The 20,246-nt window shown below is 40.5% G+C and carries 18 protein-coding genes; 4 read left to right on the top strand and 14 right to left on the bottom strand.

Annotated elements, in window-relative coordinates; all coding sequences use genetic code 11:
* Positions 1–98: 98 nt before the first annotated feature.
* The 4 genes from BET01_RS17345 to nirJ2 are packed head-to-tail and all read right to left on the bottom strand — an operon-like array spanning position 99 to position 3,817.
* Entirely contained in the window at positions 99–863 is a 765-nt protein-coding gene (locus tag BET01_RS17345) for an ABC transporter ATP-binding protein (RefSeq protein WP_120198138.1), read from the bottom strand.
* 17 nt (positions 864–880) lie between these two features.
* The gene (locus BET01_RS17340) at positions 881–1,906 is read right to left on the bottom strand and encodes a FecCD family ABC transporter permease (protein WP_120198137.1); all 1,026 of its coding nucleotides are present in this window, start codon (positions 1,904–1,906) and stop codon (positions 881–883) included.
* On the bottom strand, positions 1,866–2,810 hold the full coding sequence (locus BET01_RS17335) for an ABC transporter substrate-binding protein (RefSeq protein WP_243117263.1): 945 nt from the start codon (positions 2,808–2,810) through the stop codon (positions 1,866–1,868). The genes BET01_RS17340 and BET01_RS17335 overlap by 41 nt, the downstream gene beginning before the upstream one ends.
* On the bottom strand, positions 2,807–3,817 hold the full coding sequence (gene nirJ2 / locus BET01_RS17330; RefSeq protein WP_120198136.1) for a putative heme d1 biosynthesis radical SAM protein NirJ2: 1,011 nt from the start codon (positions 3,815–3,817) through the stop codon (positions 2,807–2,809). The genes BET01_RS17335 and nirJ2 overlap by 4 nt, the downstream gene beginning before the upstream one ends.
* A 250-nt stretch (positions 3,818–4,067) precedes the next feature.
* Between nirJ2 and BET01_RS17325 the strand changes: the two genes are divergently transcribed.
* Positions 4,068–4,436: a winged helix-turn-helix transcriptional regulator gene (locus tag BET01_RS17325; RefSeq protein ID WP_158585096.1), complete on the top strand. Its 369-nt coding sequence runs from the start codon at positions 4,068–4,070 to the stop codon at positions 4,434–4,436.
* A gap of 76 nt (positions 4,437–4,512) precedes the next feature.
* Here the strand turns inward: BET01_RS17325 and BET01_RS17320 are convergent, their stop codons facing one another.
* Complete coding sequence (locus BET01_RS17320; RefSeq protein ID WP_120198135.1) at positions 4,513–5,976, bottom strand: NADP-dependent glyceraldehyde-3-phosphate dehydrogenase; 1,464 nt, start codon at positions 5,974–5,976, stop codon at positions 4,513–4,515.
* 459 nt (positions 5,977–6,435) lie between these two features.
* Between BET01_RS17320 and citC the strand changes: the two genes are divergently transcribed.
* Positions 6,436–7,482, top strand: a complete 1,047-nt coding sequence (gene citC, locus BET01_RS17315) for a [citrate (pro-3S)-lyase] ligase (RefSeq protein ID WP_120198134.1) — start codon at positions 6,436–6,438, stop codon at positions 7,480–7,482.
* 52 nt (positions 7,483–7,534) lie between these two features.
* Here the strand turns inward: citC and BET01_RS17310 are convergent, their stop codons facing one another.
* Positions 7,535–8,137: an FMN-dependent NADH-azoreductase gene (locus tag BET01_RS17310; RefSeq protein ID WP_120198133.1), complete on the bottom strand. Its 603-nt coding sequence runs from the start codon at positions 8,135–8,137 to the stop codon at positions 7,535–7,537.
* A 347-nt stretch (positions 8,138–8,484) separates the two neighbouring features.
* Here BET01_RS17310 and BET01_RS17305 point away from each other — a divergent pair, with 347 nt between their 5' ends.
* Positions 8,485–8,622, top strand: coding sequence for a FeoB-associated Cys-rich membrane protein (locus tag BET01_RS17305; protein ID WP_120198132.1), 138 nt, complete (start codon positions 8,485–8,487; stop codon positions 8,620–8,622).
* Positions 8,623–8,697: 75 nt separating this feature from the next.
* Here the strand turns inward: BET01_RS17305 and BET01_RS17300 are convergent, their stop codons facing one another.
* Together BET01_RS17300 and hcp are read right to left on the bottom strand one after the other, a co-directional pair.
* Complete coding sequence (locus BET01_RS17300) at positions 8,698–9,234, bottom strand: flavin reductase family protein (protein WP_120198131.1); 537 nt, start codon at positions 9,232–9,234, stop codon at positions 8,698–8,700.
* 126 nt (positions 9,235–9,360) lie between these two features.
* Entirely contained in the window at positions 9,361–10,998 is a 1,638-nt protein-coding gene (gene hcp / locus BET01_RS17295) for a hydroxylamine reductase (protein ID WP_334295073.1), read from the bottom strand.
* Between the two features lie 287 nt (positions 10,999–11,285).
* On the opposite strand from hcp, the gene BET01_RS17290 reads away from it, so the two are divergent.
* Complete coding sequence (locus BET01_RS17290; protein WP_120198129.1) at positions 11,286–12,722, top strand: amino acid permease; 1,437 nt, start codon at positions 11,286–11,288, stop codon at positions 12,720–12,722.
* A gap of 103 nt (positions 12,723–12,825) precedes the next feature.
* On the opposite strand, the gene BET01_RS17285 is transcribed toward BET01_RS17290, so the two are convergent.
* The 6 genes from BET01_RS17285 to selA all read right to left on the bottom strand — a co-directional run bounded on the left by BET01_RS17285 (position 12,826) and on the right by selA (position 20,223).
* A complete protein-coding gene (locus BET01_RS17285) occupies positions 12,826–13,521 on the bottom strand; it encodes a GntR family transcriptional regulator (RefSeq protein WP_120198128.1) in 696 nt (231 codons plus the stop codon).
* Positions 13,522–13,597: 76 nt separating this feature from the next.
* Entirely contained in the window at positions 13,598–14,500 is a 903-nt protein-coding gene (locus BET01_RS17280) for a selenium metabolism-associated LysR family transcriptional regulator (protein ID WP_120198127.1), read from the bottom strand.
* A gap of 46 nt (positions 14,501–14,546) precedes the next feature.
* Complete coding sequence (locus BET01_RS17275; protein WP_120198126.1) at positions 14,547–16,007, bottom strand: BCCT family transporter; 1,461 nt, start codon at positions 16,005–16,007, stop codon at positions 14,547–14,549.
* Between the two features lie 122 nt (positions 16,008–16,129).
* Entirely contained in the window at positions 16,130–17,449 is a 1,320-nt protein-coding gene (grdH, locus tag BET01_RS17270) for a betaine reductase selenoprotein B (RefSeq protein WP_120198125.1), read from the bottom strand.
* A gap of 13 nt (positions 17,450–17,462) precedes the next feature.
* On the bottom strand, positions 17,463–18,788 hold the full coding sequence (locus BET01_RS17265; RefSeq protein WP_120198124.1) for a glycine/sarcosine/betaine reductase component B subunit: 1,326 nt from the start codon (positions 18,786–18,788) through the stop codon (positions 17,463–17,465).
* A 55-nt stretch (positions 18,789–18,843) separates the two neighbouring features.
* Entirely contained in the window at positions 18,844–20,223 is a 1,380-nt protein-coding gene (gene selA, locus BET01_RS17260) for an L-seryl-tRNA(Sec) selenium transferase (RefSeq protein ID WP_120198123.1), read from the bottom strand.
* Positions 20,224–20,246: the final 23 nt, after the last annotated feature.

The following is a 20,246-nucleotide window of genomic DNA, read 5'->3' as shown; positions in this document are numbered from 1 at the left end:
ATTGCAATAGAAGTTTAATTATTCGTTTATTAATTCTTTATTTTTATTATATTTATTTGGTATTCTCATACAAAAACAGGAGAAACAATCTAAGTATTTCATCTCTTAACAAAATAAAATCTTGACTCATCTTCCTCCGAGAAGCTTTGTATTTTCACGCCAAAGGTTTCTCCAATTCGCTCATGAAGTCTCTGATCCGTAACCAGATTAGATCCCTTAATCCTTCCCTTATTCATTAATATGATATTGTCCGCATAATTTAATGCCAGATTCATATCATGAAGAACCATTATCACAGTCTTTCCCACTTTTTGATTCATGTCACGAATCAATTCCATCATCTCATAAGATACATTGATATCCAGATATGTGGTTGGCTCATCTAGAAATATGATATGGGTATCCTGTGCCAGAATCATAGCAAGAAAAACCCTTTGACATTCCCCCCCGGATAGTTGACACATACGCTTCTCTCTTAAGACTTTGCAATCAGCCATATCTATGGCCTGATCAATCATGAGATGATCCTCTTTGGTAGCTGGCTTTAAGAATGACTGGTGGGGATATCTTCCGGATAAGACAGCCTGTTCCACTGTCATGTCTGGTATATGACCATTTTGCAACAACACGGAGATCTCTCTCGCAAAAGACTTTCTACGGATTGAACTGATTTCCACCCCATGTAACAAGATCCTTCCGCTATGGGGCTTTAACAAGCGGGACGCCAGCTTAATCACCGTGCTCTTTCCACAGCCGTTTGGACCAATGACTGCAGTTATCTTGCCATCTTCAAAACATAGATTCATATCCTCAATGAAAGGAGTTTTATTGTACGAATACGTTACGTGCTCAAATTGAATCATATCATAATCTCCTTTCCTTATCCTGTGAAGCCATTTCGTTTGTACTTTAACATCAAATATAGAAAACACGGGCTTCCAATCAAAGATAGGAAAATACCTACAGGCAGTTCATAAGGCAAAAATATGACTCTCGCAAGTAAGTCACAGACAATGACGAACAAACCTCCAGTGAGAGCACTTGCAGGAATCACAAACCGGTTATCTGAGCCAATGAGTAATTTAACGCCATGAGGAACTAAGAGCCCTACAAAACCGATTAATCCACAAAAGCTAACGGCTGCACCAGCTAGAATAGAAGCTACAAAAAGAAAAGCGCATCGGCTTACGGTCACATTCATTCCAAGGGTCTTGGCATAATCCGCTCCAAGATTTAAAAGATTCAGGCCTTTGGCGCACAACATTGCCAGGATTAGACCAAGAATGATGAAAAAAGAGGGGCAGGCAATGGCCCTTAAAGTTACAGAAGACAATCCTCCTGCTAAAAAATTGCCTGAGCCCACATAGGCATCTGGATACAAAATCATAATCACATTCATTCCAGCGGTGAATATGCTATTTACCACAAATCCGATTAATACCAGCATAAGCTGTGACATCTGGCCCAAAGCTCCTGCTAATAGCACCACGATGCAGGCAAGTAGGGAACCGAAAAATGCAGCGATGGGTAGCAAGTAAGTGGAAGGTGGAAACATAGCAGAAGCCAATAAAACAAAGAATCCAGCTCCCGCATTAACTCCAATGATGTTGGGACTGGCGAGGGGATTATTTAATACAGACTGAATGATGGTACCTGAAACTGCCAGCCCACTTCCTGCTAAAAGTGCACCAAGGACTCTTGGCAACCGTACCGTCATAATAATTCGGTATAAAAAATCATCCGAATTCTTTTGATTTAGGGTTTTTAAGAACAAGGATAGTTTCATTGGATTGGCTCCCAGACACAATCCTGCTCCCACACCAATGAGTAGCCCTATGGATGCCCAAAGTAGAAAAGCCCAAGCTTTACGATTTTTCCCCTGAAAGAATCTTTGAAAGATATTCATAGCTCTCTCCCCATCTTGCATCTGGTTTATAAAGAAACTTTTCTTTTGGTAAGATAATATACTTACCATTCTTTACTGCCTGAAGACCATTCCAGGCAGAATTGCTTTCTATCGTTTCTTTAAGATTCTTTTTTGCCAGCGCTTCATCATTTCCCATGGGCACCACAAAAATATAATCCGGGTCGTCCTTCATGATGGATTCCATGCTAAATTCCTTTAATAGACTTTTGTCCTCATCGGCAATGTTATTGCAACCTAAGTCCTTTAGCATCTTACCAGTCATGGACTCAGAGTTCTTTACGACTGCTCCACCGGAGTATGTAACGAGAAAGAGAATAGAGGGCGAAGGTAAGCTGCTCTTTTTTGATATGATGGAATCAATTTTTTCTTTTACCTCTAGACCGTTCTTTATATAAAGATCCTCTCGTCCTGTAATATCTGTACAGACCTTAAGCATCTTTAGATAGTCCTCAAAATAGGTTACCTGAAAGTAGGCAGAAGGGATTCCTGCCTGTTTTAAGGTATCTTTGATTGCTACATGCTCCCTTGTTTCCGAAGACAGGATCACCAAATCCGGCGAACACCCTATGATTTTTTCCACGTTGGGACTGTTATATGTCCCAACGGTTACCATATCCTTTGAAAGGGCAAGCCCTCTTTCGTCAAAGGCATCATCAGTAACTGCCGTCAATTCTCCCCCTGCATTCAGCCAGGTTTCCGCAAAGCTTCCCATAAGAGCCACCACCTTCTTTGGGTTCTTAACCGTGATTTCCTGTCCCAGCGCATCGGCAAACCGGTAACCTTCTAAGGTAGGAGCTGGTTCTTCTGTCTTGGGATTGCAGCCAGACAAAAGCATTGCAAGCAGTAACAGAACAAATGGTATTATGATGGATTTTAGTTTCACGCCAAAGTCCCTCCTGTCTCCAATTGTTTCCCATAGGCACAGTAGCTGTCCTCTGCCATATAATCACCTTCGTGGTAATATCCTGCTCTTGCCCGACATCCACCGCATTCTTTTTCATAGGTGCAGCCACAACATGTCCCTTTGTAATGCTGTGTCCTCAGATGGTTTAAGAGATGGCTGTTCTTCCATATCTCATCAAAGGGTTCCTCTCGCACATTCCCCGCCTCCTCCGTCATGTAGGCGCAGGGCCTTACATTTCCCAAAGGGTCTATAATGCAATAGGATAATCCAGCAAGGCAACCTCTTTGGAACCTGGTTTTTACGTCCATTTGATTGGCAACACGAATAAACTGGGGGGCGCAGGTAGGTTTGATATCAATAGGCACTTGTTTTTGTTTTTCCATAATGGTCATTAAGAGCTTTTCATATTCTACTACCTCAAGCGCTGTTTCTTCCAGGAATTTACCTCTGCCAACAGGGATAAGGAAGAATAGGTAACAGGCAATGGCTCCTACCTTTACACTAAAATCAATAATGTCACATACTTCATTCTGATTCCAATCCATAACGGTGGTATGTATCTGAAAGGGCAGATCTGCCTTTTTGCAGTTTTCTATGCCTTCCATGGTCAGTTGAAATGCGTCCTCTTTTCCTCTAAAATAATTGTGTTTTTCCTCCTCTAAGCTATCAATGCTGATTCCCATTGCTTTTGCACCCCAACTCTTTAGCTTTTTTGCTGTCTCTTCCGTAATCAGAGTTCCATTGGTGCCAAAAACAGGACGCAGTCCCTGTAAAGAGGCATAGGATACCAGCTCATAGATGTCAGGGCGCATCAGCGGCTCTCCTCCACTAAATATCATAATCTTAAAACCAGCAGATTTTATTTCCTCGATCATTTTCTTTGCTTCTTCTGTGGTCAGCTCTTTTGCAGATTTGCTTCCCGCATCCTGATAGCAATGCCTGCATTTTAAATTGCACTGATTGGTGGTCAGCCATGATACAATCATTCTTTTTCTCCTTCCATTCCTGTCCATACCGTTTGCCGCAAAGCCAAAAAGTATATGCTATTATATGTCAATGACTTGACCCATAGAATCAAAGCTTCTTTGAAATAATAAAGCTGATATTTACATTTTCACTGAGAATGGTATAATGAAATGAGTGATTTGGATACCTGATATACTTTCTATACTGAAAAGAGGTGCTTTCTTGTCTACAAATGTGATCTGCAGCAAACCCATGCATGAAGAATGTTATATGAAAAATCAATGCTTAAAATACAATGTCTGCCCCATGGCTATGGTACAGGACTTGGTTTCTGGTAAGTGGAAAATCCTGATTCTCTGGTACTTAAGCAGCAACACCTTACGTTTTAGTGAGATAAAGAAACGACTTCCCCAGATTACCCAAAAGATGCTCACCTCTCAACTACGCAGTCTGGAAGAGGATAAATTGGTGAGTCGCAAGGTCTATCCCGTGGTCCCCTCCAGGGTAGAATACAGCTTAACAGGCTTAGGGGAAAAGATTATTCCAATTCTTGAGCTGATGCATACGTTTGGCAGCCAGTACCTAAATGCAGAACTTGATACAGAATCTGATCAGGAAGAACGTATCGCGCAAATTTAAAAGCCCCAGGATCCTTGGGACCGATTAACGGTCCTAAGAATCGTGAGGCTTTTAATTTGCTGTATTATAATTGAATTTAATTATTTGATAGATTGATGACAGTTACTTTTGGCCTTGACATGGACTCGATGGAGTAGCGGATTCCCTGAGTTCCAATACCGGAAGCTTTTACTCCCAGGAATGGAAAATGGTCTGGTCCTCTCTCTGTTTTGTTGTTGACCTGAACCGTACCTACCTCCAGCTTATTTGCTACATAAAAGGCATTGTTGATATTCTGGGTAAAGACTGCGGATTGTAAGCCATATTCTGACTCATTGGCCAGCTTTATGGCCTCATCTTTGTCTTTGACTCTGATAATAGGGAGAACAGGGCCAAATGGCTCTTCCCATGCCAAACGCATATCAGTTGTTACATTGTCAAACAAGGTTGGCTGAATAAGATTACCTTCTCTATTACCACCAAACAATAACTTGGCGCCCTTTTCCTTGGCATCAGCAATTAGCTCGCAGACAAAATCTGCTGCGTTGGTACTGATCAGGGGAACGATATCTACATCCCTATCCAAGGGATTTCCCATCGTAAGCTTTTCTAGTTTAGGTAGGATTTTTTCAATTAACTGGTCAGCTACCTCTTCTACCACAAGGATTCTCTTTACTGCGGTACATCTCTGTCCGGAATAAGAATAGCCGCCTGCAACGATATTACTAGCTGTCAGTTCCAGATCTGCATCCTCTAATACGATAGCCGCATCCTTTCCTCCAAGTTCCATTAACAACGGTACCATACTGGTTATACTGGAGATATGGGCGCCCACCTCAGTACTTCCAGTAAAGTTAATAAAATCAATTCCCTTATGAGTGGTGATATAATCTCCAATCTCACTGCCTTTTCCAGTCACAGTATTTAATACTCCAGCGGGAACTCCAGCCTCTTGAAACGCTCTGGCCAGATACAGACCGCACAGGCAACCCTGAGAAGCAGGCTTTAAAACAATAGAGTTACCAGCCATTAAGCCTGGCGCAATTTTGGAAGCTGCAAGATTTACTGGATAGTTAAATGGAGATATTGCTAAGACAACTCCTAAGGGCTCTCTTCTTACGATGGATACTTTATTGTTTTTTCCGCCTGGGAAGCTGTCTCCTGGAATGCTTTCACCAGAGATGTTCTTTCCAGTATCTGCAGTGAACCGGATAAAGTCAGCCGTTCTTTCCACCTCGGAATAACAGCTTTTTCTATCCTTTGAGATCTCGCGGACCATTAATTCTGCCAGTTCTTCTTTATACTTTAGCAGGATATCTGCTGCCCGGTATAAGATCTCTGCTTTTTCATCTGTGGTTACATTTCTCCATTGCTTTTGCGCTTTTTTCGCTGTCTCAATGGCCATATCCACCTCTTCCTTTGACATGGCTGGTACCATTCCTAAGACAGTATCGTCTATTGGCGATTTTATTGTAATATAAGTATCATTCCTGCTTTCGACCCATTGGCCGTTTTGCAGATTTCTGTATCTGTTCTTCTCGTCTCTAATGGCTGTTATCATGAAACCACACTCCTATCTTTTTATTTATATTATGGATGCCTAAAGTCCAGGCTGTTACTTTTTACTGATTGCCTTTTCTAGACAGTATCCTTTTCTCTGTCTCTATAGTTCATATTATAACATTTACATTGTTTTATCCAGTAGGCACTATTTTGACACACAGTATCAAAAAAGTAACTATGAAAATCAAACGAACAATTTGATGGCTTTTTTAGTACCTTATTGACAAAAAATCGCACCTACTAACATTATGATCCTAAATAGATGAAAAAATGTAAAAATCACCTCCTGAGCTATTTACATTTTTAATAGGAAAGGATACAATTATTTATAAGAAAATAAAACCTAATTACGGCGCCTTTTTTAATGGAGCCGTTTTCCTGATATTTGGTCGGGAAGCTATCATACGTACCAATTCTATATGATGTGTTTACAGGTTATAACGCAAAGGAGTAAATTATGAGTGATTATTCTATATCTAAAGTTTCTTCAAATGATAAAAGGAGCAACCAGCTCATTGATCAGCTTCTCTTAGGTGAAGGAATACGAAGAGATAAGAATCTGGATTATACATGCGCTATGTTTGACGAAGATTTTAATGTTGTGGCTACAGGAAGTTGCTATGGCAATACTTTAAGATGTCTTGCTGTAAGCAGTGAGCATCAGGGGGAAGGTCTGATGAACCAGGTGATGTCCCATCTCACTGAGGTGCAGTTTTCTCAGGGCAACTCTCACATTTTCCTATATACAAAATCATCTGCCGCCAGATTTTTCTCTGATTTAGGTTTTTATGAGATCGTAAGGATTGAAGGCAAAGTTGTTTTTATGGAAAATAAGAGAAGTGGCTTTAAAGATTATATCGACCGTCTTGGTACCAATAAAAAAGAAGGAGATAACGTTGCTGCCATTGTAATGAATGCCAACCCTTTTACTCTGGGACATCTTACCCTTGTTGAAAAGGCAGCGACTGAAAATGATATGGTTCACTTATTTATTGTCAGCGAGGATGTAAGCTTGATCCCATTCTCAGTAAGAAAACGTCTGATCCTAGAAGGTACCTCTCATCTCACCAATATCTGCTATCATGATAGCGGCCCTTATATCATTAGCAACGCCACCTTCCCAAGTTATTTTCAAAAGGATGATAATGCAGTCATTGAAAGCCATGCACTTTTGGATCTGGGTATCTTCATTAAGATTTCAGAGTCTCTTGGTATTAACAGAAGATACGTTGGAGAAGAGCCTACAAGTCTGGTCACAGCCCTTTATAATGATATTATGAAGGAAAGGCTGCCTCAAGCAGGAATTGAATGCATTATCATTCCCAGAAAGGAAGCTGCTGGCGCCCCAATCAGTGCATCAACCGTTCGAACGCTGATTAAAGAAGGGGATTTCTCTCATTTAAGCAACTTTCTACCGGAGACTACCTTACGCTTTTTCCAAAGCGAGGAGGCTCAGCCTATTATTCAAAAAATCAAAGAAGCAGATCAAGTCATCCATTACTAAAAGAATGAACGGCGGTTCTCAAAAGGAACCGCCGCTTTTTTTAATTCTTTATTTAGAAGGTCTCTGCAATTTTCTTAGCTTCTTCAATTTCTTTTGCTACTATTTCCTCTACATCGACTCCTACCACATCAAGCTGCTCGGCAGCTATGGTAGTAAAGTCAAGGACTCCCATAAAGCCTAAGATAGTTCTCAGATATTTATCTCCCAATTCATACTCTTTTGCTATGGCAGAGCTGTAATTTCCACCTCTGGTGGTAATGTTAATTGCCTTTTTACCATTGCAAAGGCCAGCAGGACCCTCAGCCGTATAATGAAAGGTGATACCGGAGACGCAGATATAATCAATGTAAGCTTTTAAGATAGCTGGGATGCTCAGATTCCATAAAGGCTCTGCAAATACGTATTTGTCTGCCTCTAAAAACTGATAAGCATATTTTAAAACTGGATGATCCTTTCCTACACCAGGTGCTGGATTATGATATTCAAGATCCTCTCCCTCTAGAAAATGAATCCCAAGTTTATATAAATCGAGAACTACCACATTATCTTCTGGGTGATGTTTCTTATACTGCTCCACAAATGAGTCTGATATCTGAAATGTTCTTGAAACTCCATCTGGTTTTGAATTTGCTTTGATATATAGAACTTTACTCATAGTTATAATCTCCTTTTTGATAAATATTTGACAAATGGATGGTCACTTTGTTTACGTCTGCCATCTATTGGATAATTTTATTATAACACTCCAACAAAAATACGCAAGTAGGCACAATTTAGTGGTGTGGTTACCAAAAAGATACTACCACAATTATTATGCTTGTTTTACCAATTACTATGTATCTTGGTGGTATCAATTAAGTAACTTAGTAACTTATTGGTGCCTACTTTACTGGGGCGGAAGACGGTATTATAATAAGAAATATACTTTAACTGACGAAAAGTCAAAGATTACATACTAATATAATGGCACGTATTTTCTATTTAAGAATGGAGGTGTTTGAAATGCTAGCTACCATCATTATTTTTGCTCTCATTGCAGCTTATGCTGGTTTTATCGTTATAAAAGGTATTCGGAAACTCAAACGTGGAGAGTCTGGGTGCGGCTGTGGGTGCTCAGATTGTTCAAAAAGCAAGGAATGATTTATAAGGAATCTTAGATAAAAAACGTACCAAGGGTGGTTCATACAACACAAGCCCTCGGTACGTTTTCTTTTTTTATTTCATGAAACGAAAGCCCTTGCTGCCTCCGTCTCCAATGTAGAGTACCTCATCAAATGCATTTGGATTCAGACGTCCGGATTCACTTAAGTAAGACTCTGCCACAAGACGGCCTTTAATCTTCGCCAAAATGTTGGTAATCCCATAATGGTTCTGACTTTCAAACACATCGGTCAGCCTGCATTCAATAGAGATCGGGCATTCTTCGATGATTGGAGCACTGATCACTTTAGACGGTACTGGAGTCAGGTTAATGCTGTCAAACTTCCTACATTCCGCTCCTGTATTCTTTCCGCAGAAATTAATCGCCTCAATTTGGCTGCTGTCTGCAATATTGACTACAAAATCAGATACTTCTTTAATCCGGTTCAGAGCGTAACCCTTTGTGCTAAATCCCAATGCCATCATATCCCTTAAGGTATAGGATGAGGACACGGTAGTCACATTGGGTGTGCCGTCCGTATCATAATAACTTACAAGAATGACGGGGAAGCCGTAATACAGCTTGTCATAAAATACATTTACTTTTTTCATGATTACCTCCACTAACTAAAATTGTTTAAAAGTTATTGTAAGCCAGCACTTACCTCATTTACTATCAAAAAAACAGGTCAGGGACATTGCCTGTGCAACGTCTATGACCTGCTAATATTGAAATAATTATGCGTTCATGAATAATTCCATATCTTCATCCACGCTTCCGATTCCAGCAATACCAAAGGTATCTACAAGAACATTAACAACATTAGGGGATAAGAATCCTGGTATTGTTGGGCCTAAGTGAATGTTCTTTACACCTAAGTGAAGAAGTGCAAGAAGCACGATTACAGCCTTCTGCTCATACCAAGCGATATTGTAAGCGATTGGAAGTTCGTTAATATCATTAAGCTCGAATACTTCTTTTAACTTAAGTGCGATCAGTGCAAGAGAATAGGAGTCATTACACTGTCCTGCATCTAATACTCTTGGAATACCGCCGATATCGCCAAGCTCAAGCTTGTTGTATCTGTATTTTGCACAACCAGCAGTTAAAATAACAGTATCTTTTGGAAGCTTATCAGCAAACTCTGTATAGTAGTCTCTGGATTTCATTCTTCCATCACAACCTGCCATTACAAAGAATTTCTTGATTGCGCCGGATTTAACAGCGTCAACAACCTTATCAGCAAGTGCGAATACCTGATTGTGAGCAAATCCACCTACGATAGTACCTGTCTCGATCTCATCTGGGCTTGAAAGAGTCTTAGCAAGAGCGATGATTTCAGAGAAATCCTTCTTACCACTCTCGTCCGCTACGATGTGCTTGCAACCTGGGAAACCTGTAGCCCCTGTGGTGTAGATTCTTCCAGCAACTTCTGGATTCTTAGGAGGAACGATACAGTTCGTTGTAAACAGGATTGGTCCACGGAAGGATTCAAATTCAGTCACCTGTTTCCACCAAGCATTTCCGTAGTTTCCTGCGAAGTTATCATATTTCTTGAATGCTGGATAGTAGTGAGCTGGAAGCATCTCGCCGTGTGTATAAACATCAACGCCTGTTCCCTTAGTCTGCTCTAAAAGCTGTTCCATATCAGTTAAGTCATGACCAGAGATAAGGATAGCTGGGTTCTTCTTAACGCCGATATTAACAGTTGTGATCTCTGGATTTCCGTAACGGGATGTATTAGCTTCATCAAGAAGCGCCATAGCACTTACGCCAAGCTCACCTGTCTTTAAGGTTAATGCAACCAGATCATCTGCTGACAGAGAATCATTCAAAGTTGCTGCAAGAGCTTCGTAGGTAAATGCATAGATATCGTCATTTTCTTTTCCAAGGTTCAGGGCATGATCTACATAAGCTGCCATTCCCTTAACACCGTAGATGATCAGTTCTCTTAAAGAACGAACATCTTCGTTTTCAGTTGCAAGAACACCAACACTAGCAGCCTTTACAAGCATAGACTCTCTTGAGCTTACAGTGAAAGTTGCTGCATCATTATTTCCCTGATAGCCAGCATCTTTTGCCAACTGATCTCTTAATCCAAGTACGTTTACGATCTGAACTTCAATGGCATCTGCATCAAAGTTTGCGTTTGTGATTGTGATAAAAAGGCTCTTAATCACTTCATGGTTGATCTTAGCAATGTCAGCAACGCTAGTATTTGTCTTAACTACAATTTCAGAAATACCTTTTACCGCATAAATAAGAAGATCTTGAAGATTAGCTACCTCTTCTGTCTTACCACATACACCCATAACTGTACAACCCGTGTTCTTTGCCGTCTCCTGGCACTGATAACAAAACATGCTCATATTCATTACCTCCTAAAGTAAATTATTATGCACAGCACCTTTTTAATTTGGTGCAAATACTCTTCAACATTTTGTTGAGTTTCATATGGAAGAGGTTCCTTAGGCACTTGCCTTGCCCTCATTCCTTGTACAGGATAACATTATAAAGGAATCATGTCTGTTGTTATTACAACGTACTGCAATCTTTTTAATTTTTTATTTTAAAATGCTATAAAAGCATGGAATAGAGTATGTTTCGTATAACTTCTCTTTTATCAGAAATAATAAGTAGAAAACGAAAGGGAGAAATCCTAATGAAACATAAAACAAAAGGTCTTAGCGCGAGCCGCTTAACAATGATGGCTCTAGGAACCGTAATCGGTGGTTCTTTTTTCTTAGGTTCATCGGTTGCCATACAAGCCGCCGGACCAGCAATAATACTCTCTTATCTGATTTGCGCAGTCATGGTTTATTTCATTTTATTTGCACTTTCAGAAATGACAGTATCAAATCCTGATTCCGCATCCTTTCGCACATTTGCCTCTCAGTACATCAATAAAGGGACGGGCTTTGTGGTTGGCTGGGTGTATTGGACCGGAATGGTCATTTCCATGTCCAGTGAGGCTACTGCTGTTTCTTTATTGTTTCGAACTTGGTTTCCTGGCATCTCAATTCCTATCCTGGGTACCGTTCTCATTGTAGGGGTGACGTTATTAAACCTATTAGGTGCAAAACAGCTAAGCCATTTGGAAAGCATTCTATCTGCCATTAAGATCATAGCGATCATCGGATTTATCTTATTAGGATGTCTCATCGTGTTTGGAATATTACCAGGCGTTCGCCCGTTGGGAACAAGTATCCTGCGCTCAGAGCCCTTTCTCCCCGGCGGTTTGAAAAGCCTGGCAGGAAGCATGCTAATCGTTCTATTCACCTATGCTGGTTTTGAAATCATTGGACTAGCCGCCAGTGAAACAGAGAACAAGCAAAAGGATGTGCCCCGCGCCATTCATCTAACCGTATTCTGGCTTGTGACACTATATATTCTCTGTATTTCCGTACTTTTGCTGCTGATACCCACAGGATCTTTAAGTGAGGAAGTCAGCCCCATGGTTACAGCCTTAAACCGCTATCAAATGACCTGGGCTGGTACTGCCATGACCATAATCTTAATCAGCGCAATCTTATCAACGATGTTAGCTGCCATGTTTGGAATCGGAAGAATGCTTCGGTCTCTTGTGGAGGAGGGACTCGGACCAACCTTTTTAAGAGATAAAACTGACGTTCCTTACCGGGGGATCTTATTTTCCGGTCTCTCCATGTTGCTGTTTCTCTATGTGGGATTATTATTCCCCGAAGTTTATTTGTTTTTGATCAGCTCCGGTGGATTTGCACTGCTTTTCACTTATATTATTCTCATGTTCACCCACATCCGTTTTCGGAAAAAGAACGGGAAACCAAAAGGAAACTGTCGGCTTTGCGGATTTCCGTATAGTTCTGTGTTTACCTTAGCAGGACTTATCATTGCCATGTTCAGCATGCCCTTTTTAAAGGGGCAGACACTGGGATTTCTTGCAGGGATTGCTCTCGTCATCTTCTTCACAGTTTGTTATGGATTTGTAAAAGCAGCAAACAAGCGAAAGCTAATTAAGCAGAATTCATATTTGCAAGGTACACCAGGGCATCGTCGTATCCTAACCGAATTTTCAGAAGAAATCTATGACCCGGATGAAAAAAAAGATAAAACCAATTAAAAAAAGGCCTTAGAAGACCAAAGAAGCTGGTAAATGACGGAACCTTCCCCTCATTTACCAGCCTGATTTAAATACTTAGTTTTGTTAACTGTATCATTACATCCTAAAGCATTTGAACTGCGTTTAAATAAGAATCCATATGCTTTTGAAATGTAGATAGTGCCTGATTTAGAGAACCACTGCGGCAGGCATCAACAATCTTCTGATGCTCTTCGTATTTTTCCTCAGCAGAACCTAAGGTGGAAGCATCCTTATTCATAGCAGCCAGTAATTGAAAGTACTGGTTTTGTAAAATATCGGCTCTTCGAAAGCTTTCTGATTTCTTCCAGAAAAATTCATGAAATGCAAGATCATAAGTATTAAAAATAAATTTTTTCTCTTTCTCATCTGAAATAGTATCTTCGTCTAACGATATCATTTTCTTATTCAGAGCTTCCAGATATTCCAGGTCTTTCTCATCTAAGAGTTCCTTCTCAAATATAATGGTAAGTACCTGCATTTCCAAAGGAATTCGAATGGAAAAAATCTCTGCAATATCTTTCATATCCAGATTTAGAATCTGACTTCCCTTTTTCGGTGAAAACAAAAGAAACCCTCTCATATGAAGTTCTCTTAACGCCTCCCGTATTGGTGCTCTGCTTATCTGAAGTTCTTCGGACATGTCTGTTTCAACCAAACGGTCCCCACTTTTCAATTCTCCCGTAAGAATCTTGTTTTTCACATAAGTTACTACAATCTCGCTTAGATTGGATTTGGAATATGTGATCATGTTATTTATCTCATACGAATTAAATAGCATCTGTCCACCTCTCAATGTATTTTATGCCTCTAACAGAACATTATACTATAGATGGAAGGCAAATCAAATTAAGATTTTATCTTTTATAATAATTCTTTGCATAATTTATAAATAATTCCTGTGCTGGTGTTAAGATCATATCTTTCTTTAATACGTAAAAGATATCTCGACTCAATTCTTCCGATTCAATTTCCACCATATTTACTAAATTCAAACGCTTATAAATCGAAGCTGCTGCTTTTGATACAAATGAAATACCCAAACCTTTTGATACCGCTTCCACAATACCCTGTGTGCTGCTAAAGTAAGCAACAATTTTCATATCTTTTTCATACATTTTGTTTTGATTGAGAAACAATTGCATCTTTGCCCTGGTACCAGATCCTAGCTCACGCATAATAAAGTTCTTATTGCTGATAAAAGATACAATATCCGAAGCGTTACGGCATCCCGTGTATCTCATACTTTTGGGAAGTACTAATACTAGCTGATCTTTACAGAAAGCAGTCAATTTATAGCGACTGCTTTCTGTTTCCGTGCCAACAAAGCCAATATCATACTGATATTGGCTTAACTCTTCAAAAACCACTCCACTATCTCTCTGGTATAATCGAAAGACAATGTTTGTATATTCTTTATTGAAATCAGAAATCAACTGTGGCAGTAAATATTGGGCCGGAACACTAGATGCAAGAATATTAATTTCTCCCGCACATTCTTTCGTGAATTTACCCATTTCAAACAAAGACTGATCTCGCAATGCCAGCATGTTCTGAGCATGTTCGTAAAATTTTACTCCTGCCTTTGTTGGATAGATCTTTTTCGTAGAACGAACTAACAACTGCGTCCCAATCTCTTTTTCCAGTATATTGATCTGATTGCTCAATGTGGGCTGAGTTAAAAATAAAGCCTCCGATGCTTTCGAAAAACTCTGCAGTTTGGAAATTTGTACAAATGCTTCTAGTTGTTTAAAATCCATACGTTTCTCCACTTTCCTTCTGATTGTAATTCCGTGTGCTTACTTCTTACTTTTCTTTTGTATCCTCCGACCTCAATGCCTTTAACAAGCACACACAGGATAGTAACATGATAATTGCCAAAGGAAATGCCGCAACAATGGAACAATTCTTTAAGGAATCCAGTCCCCCTGACTTGAGTAATACCAATGTCAAAAGTGCCAGAAGTGCTCCCCACAGAATCTTTTTCCCATTTCCAGGATTCATCTCTCCATTACAAGAAAACATGGACAGCGCAAAAATTCCTGAATTTGCCGAGGTAATCGAAAACGTTGCCAGCAGACAGATTGCAATTACTGAAAACAAGCTACCTAGAGGATATTCTCGTAAAACCACAAATAAAACAGTTTCCGTTGATTCCACTGCTTTTAAAATGATCTTTGTGTCCAAATTAAGTCCAAGACTTCCAAAGATAGAAAACCATATAAAGGACACGATGGAGGGTGCAAAAATAACCCCAATCACAAATTCCCGAATCGTCCTTCCCCTTGATATTCTGGCAATAAAAGTACCTACAAATGGTCCCCAGGCAATCCACCAGGCCCAGTAGAAGATCGTCCAGGACCCAAGCCATGTTTTATCTTCAAAAGGACTTGTTGCAAAGCTATCTGCTAAAAAGCTGTTTACATAGCTTCCCAGCGAATTCATAAAGACATTAATAGATAAGAGCTTTGGACCAATGATAAATGCACCAAGCAATATGGTAATTGCCAATACAAAATTTATATCGGATAAAAATTTGACTCCCTTATCAATTCCTTTCACTGCCGTCCATGTGTAAATCACCATTAAAGTAAATATAATTATAATCTGAATTGTAATGGTTTTTGGCACTTGAAACAAGAAGTTAAGACCAGAATTGATTTGCATGGTTCCCTGCCCCAAAGAGGTAGCAAAACCAGCCACTGTGGCAAATACTGCACAAATATCAATTAATTTACCAATGGGCCCCTTTATCCCCTTTTCTCCAAGGAGCGGATAAAAAATACTGCTGATCAAACCTGGGGCATTTTTTCTGTACTGGAAATAACCAAGAGACATACCAATAATAGCATAAGCAGCCCATGGTTGAAATCCCCAATGCATAAAGACTTTTTTCATTGCCAGATTCGCTGCCCCCTCATTTGCTCCAAAGCTGACAAAATGGGTTAGGGGCTCTGCTGCTCCCCAAAACACAAGTCCAATGCCCATGCCTGCTGCAAAAAGCATTGCAAACCATGATCGGTTGCTGTATTCAGGCACCGAATCATCTGGCCCTAATTTGATTTTTCCATATTTGCTAAATGCAATTCCTAATGAAAATACTACAAAAACCAACATACAGAATAAGTAAAACCACCCAAAATATTGAACTAGAAAATCTTTTGCCGCAATGGTTGCTGCCGTAAACACATCTTTTGCAATGAGACCAAGTGCAATAAATACAGCAGTTATAAAAAGTGATATGTAAAAAACAAGGTTTTTCTTCATTACAAACCTCCTCCTTAAAGTTTAAATTCATACAGATATCTTTGCAAAATTGCTTTGATGATAGAAAAACACTTTACACCAAGTTTGTGAAAAGTGTTTTTCCATCATGTATTAGTTCTGGACTAAATTTTAACTTTAAAGACCTGAGGTTCTTCTATCTCACTGGTTAACGCATCAAGTGCCACTCCTACTCTGTGATAACGAAGCTTAAACTGCTCTTCCCTGGATGTCGCTGGATCTCCAAGCGGATAAGGAATTGAGATGGTTGGAACCAAACGGTTTACTCCAACGGTTTTTGCTACTGGAATTAAGTTTGCCATCTGAACAATGGTGATTCCTTCTCTTTCGATTTCTCTTGTCATTGTTGCACCGCAACGTGTACAAGTCCCTCATGTGGAGGTCAGAATTGCGGCTCGTATCCCATCCTTTTTTAGTACTCTAGCTATTTCCTTTCCCATTCTTGAAGCTTCTGCCTGAGTAGTTCCCGTTCCTACGGTAGAGAAGAAATGCTTATAAACTCCACCGATCTTCCCTTCTTTTTGATGCTTTCTCATTGCATCCAAAGGAACGATTACATCTGAATCATTATTTGCTGCTGCTGGATCAAATCCAGCATGGATGGTCATGTATTCCCCTTTGACTAAATCATCGATCTGGGAAATATCATATTTGCCCCATTTGGTTGCTGATGCAGACTGAATACGGTCTGGATTTCCTACTGGAACAATTCCTCCAGAGGTAAGCAGAGCAACCTCCATGGTGCTTAGTTCCTCCGGCGTAATTGCAGGAGCAATTGCCACCCGGTCAGATTTTGGTATGGAAAGCTCTGTCTCAAAAGGCTCTCCATGTACCTTTTTTAGAAGCATATCAATGACACGATCTGCCCCAGTAACAGGTGGATCCAGCCAAATCTGTTCTCTGATGCCTCTTCCAAAGTAACCTTCGGTTACTGCTGGGAGTAAGGTCTCTCCTTTTAATAGCTTAAGACCAAATTTTGCCATAGCGCTTACATCTTTTTTCATGCTTGCAGCACTGGCTCCACCCTTGAACACGTACATTTCCTTACGGAACATCTCAACGCCAGGGTTTTCATCATTCATGGAAGTGATTACCGGCACGTGAAACTCCTGCTTAACAGCCTTGCAGATATGGCCGCAGGCAGAGCCGTAACGACCTGCGCGAAACGCTGGACCGGCAAAGAATATATCTATTTCCTTGCCTTTGAGCATAGAAATTATAGTTTCTACCGCTTCTTCTGTATTGGAACCAATGAAGTTATCCCCACAAATTATGGTATGGGTTATCTCAACTTCATTTCCAAGTACCGCCTGTAAAGCCATTGCCGGACCTACAAGGCCCTCTCTAATTTCAGGCTTAAAATCAGCAAGTTCTTCTCCACCAATTTGGCCAAAGAACTGATTTAAGTATAAAATCCCCTTCATCTTTTCCCCTCCTTTAATATTCTGCCATTGTCTTTGTTGACCACCCAACCACCCGGTCTCCGCAGAACATTGCATTATTCTCCATTATAATAGATCCATCCTCTTTTACAGATGCTCCCAGAATCTCATCATTGGACCAGCCTCCTGACATTCCATCTCTCGCCAGGGCCTCCAGCTCACCCAAGACAGTTTCCATTTTGGGTAAACGGATGAGCGTGGAAACATTTCCGCAGGATACAATTGCATTTTCCTTTTCATCAAGGGATACAAGAGGCTGGCTCGCACCATCTCGACCCGTACATTCATTGGTGAGTCCCACGGTCTTTACGTTTGCATTCTCTAATGCTACAATGCAGCCTGTAAAATCAGCATCCGGATTGCCATACCCTTCCTCTGCAACAACTGCAGAATCTGCTCCCAGAGACTTCGCCATCTGAGCCACAAACAATGCTGCTCTGTCTTTCTGTTCAAGAGCTACATTTAAGTTTGACATGATGACACCAAGGAAATTAATTGTTTTTCCATGTTCACCATAAAGCTTGCGGATCATGGGGAGATTCTGAAAATCATAGGTAGACCACTTGGATGAACACGGCATGAAAGAACCGCTAATCATAGCTCCATCTAACACCTCATTGGGATGCATAAATGTGGGAAGCATCCGGTTTGTATCCCAACCATAATTTAGATCATTATAGCCGCCCTCTTCCATCTGAGATTGAGGCTGAAGCACTAAAACAACGCTTGGAAGATCATTTACTTCCTTACTTCTTTTTGTTACAGGTTCCAGCTCAAAGGTTTCCACCTCATCCGGTGTTAAATCCTTTGTCACAGCACCAATGTATTCTGAAAGGCGCATGCCTGCCCATCTTAATGCTTTGTTCTTTTTCTGCTGTTCTCTTTGTTCAATGACTTCATCACTGTCCGCTACCAGAACTAGGTTTTTTAACTGAGAGTAGTAGGTGTATTTTGCGCCCTCTCCGCCCATATCAATGAGCCCATCCTGAAATCCGCCGTAATGTTTTCCAACCACTAATACACTCATGTCTTTTAACGCGTATGTGGTGCCATCCCCCGCCTGCATAAGATCTCCTGTCACACCTGGGAAAACAGGACCTCCTCCAACACGGTAACGTGGTTCTATTGCTTCTTTTACAGGAACAAGCCGAACCATATCTCCCGGTGAAACAATATAAAGTTCTGCTTCTGTAATATGCTCATCTTCTTTTATGACCGCAAGAGCCTCCTCTTTGTTCACAGTAAGAATCCCATCTTTTAAAGAAGTTTTTTCACCAAAGCAAATATCTTTTACATAAAAATTGCCTAATTCCAACTTCATTGGGTGTCTCCTTTCAAAAAAGACATGATGCTTTCTTTCCATGCATCTTAAGTCTTTATAATTGATTTAAAAAATCTGCCGCTGTTTGAATTTCAACTTCATTCATAGTCCTTACATCAAACAGCACTTTGTTTTTCCATATTCTTGTTACAATTGGGGTGGAATTCTCTCTGAGCATTTGTTCCAGCATTCCTTCTGAGATATCGTTTCTGCATACACAAACTGCATAGGAGGAAAGGCTTACCCCTGGCATAGAACCCCCGCCGATCTGCCCCTGTGTCTCCACTACTTCATATTCCGCCTCTGGACACTCATCCAGTGACTGAAGAAAGAACTGTGCCCTTTTCTCCAGGAGCTCCAAAGGCTGCATAATCATATTTAGGGTTGGTATCCTCTCCATAGCAGCAGCTTCGTCTAGGTACTCTCTCAACGTAAGCTCCAGGGCTGTTAAGGTAAGTTTATCAATTCTCAGTGCTCGTAGAAGATGATTTTTCTTCATTTTGCTTATGTATTCCTTACTTCCAACTATAATCCCAGCCTGAGGACCTCCAAGCAGTTTGTCTCCGCTAAAGCAGACCACATCCGCCCCGTCCTCCAAACACTTTTTAACAGTAGGCTCTTCTCCAATTCCATAAGCCTGAAGATCAATTAAAAGACCGGAGCCCAGATCATATATAACCGGGAGTTGATGCCTGATACCGATTGCTTTCAGCCGTTCTACTGAGACCTCTTCTGTAAAGCCAATGATTTTATAGTTGCTGGTATGGACTTTTAAAAGCGCACCGGTATTCTCACTAATACCATCTAAAAAATCGGATTCATGAGTCTTATTAGTAGTCCCCACCTCTACCAGGTTACAACCGCTGGCCTTCATAATTTCCGGTACCCGAAAAGAGCCGCCGATTTCTACCAGTTCCCCCCTTGAGACAATTACTTCTTTTTCCCTTACCAGAGAATTCAGTATTAAAAATACAGCTGCTGCATTATTATTTACAACCAAAGCTGCCTCAGCACCTGTTAAAAAAGTAAGAAGCTGCTCCACATGAGAATATCTTGACCCTCTTTCGCCAGCTTCCAGATCATACTCCAGATTGGAATAATACGCACCGATATCTTTCATTTGATCAGAAACTTGATTGGCAAGCATTGCTCTACCCAAATTTGTGTGAAGAACAATTCCAGTGGCATTAATGACTCGCTTCAAATGCGGCCGATTCTGCCTTTTTATTTCACCTTCAATCCGCTCTAATAAAGCTTCACGTGTGCACCCAGTGGATTCACCTGCTAATATTTTCTCTCTCTCAGCATCTATCTCTTTTTTAACAGCCAGTTTTATTAGAACTTCAGGCGCTTTTACGGCTCGTTCTATGATAATACAACGTATTATTTCATCTACTTTTGGCAGTTGTCTCATTAAACTGTTTTTATCGGTCATTCCATCACCCTTTAAAGAAACGT

Source organism: Lacrimispora algidixylanolytica, from assembly GCF_003609635.1.
Lineage (GTDB): Bacteria > Bacillota > Clostridia > Lachnospirales > Lachnospiraceae > Lacrimispora > Lacrimispora algidixylanolytica.
This window is presented reverse-complemented; position numbering and strand designations above follow the sequence as displayed.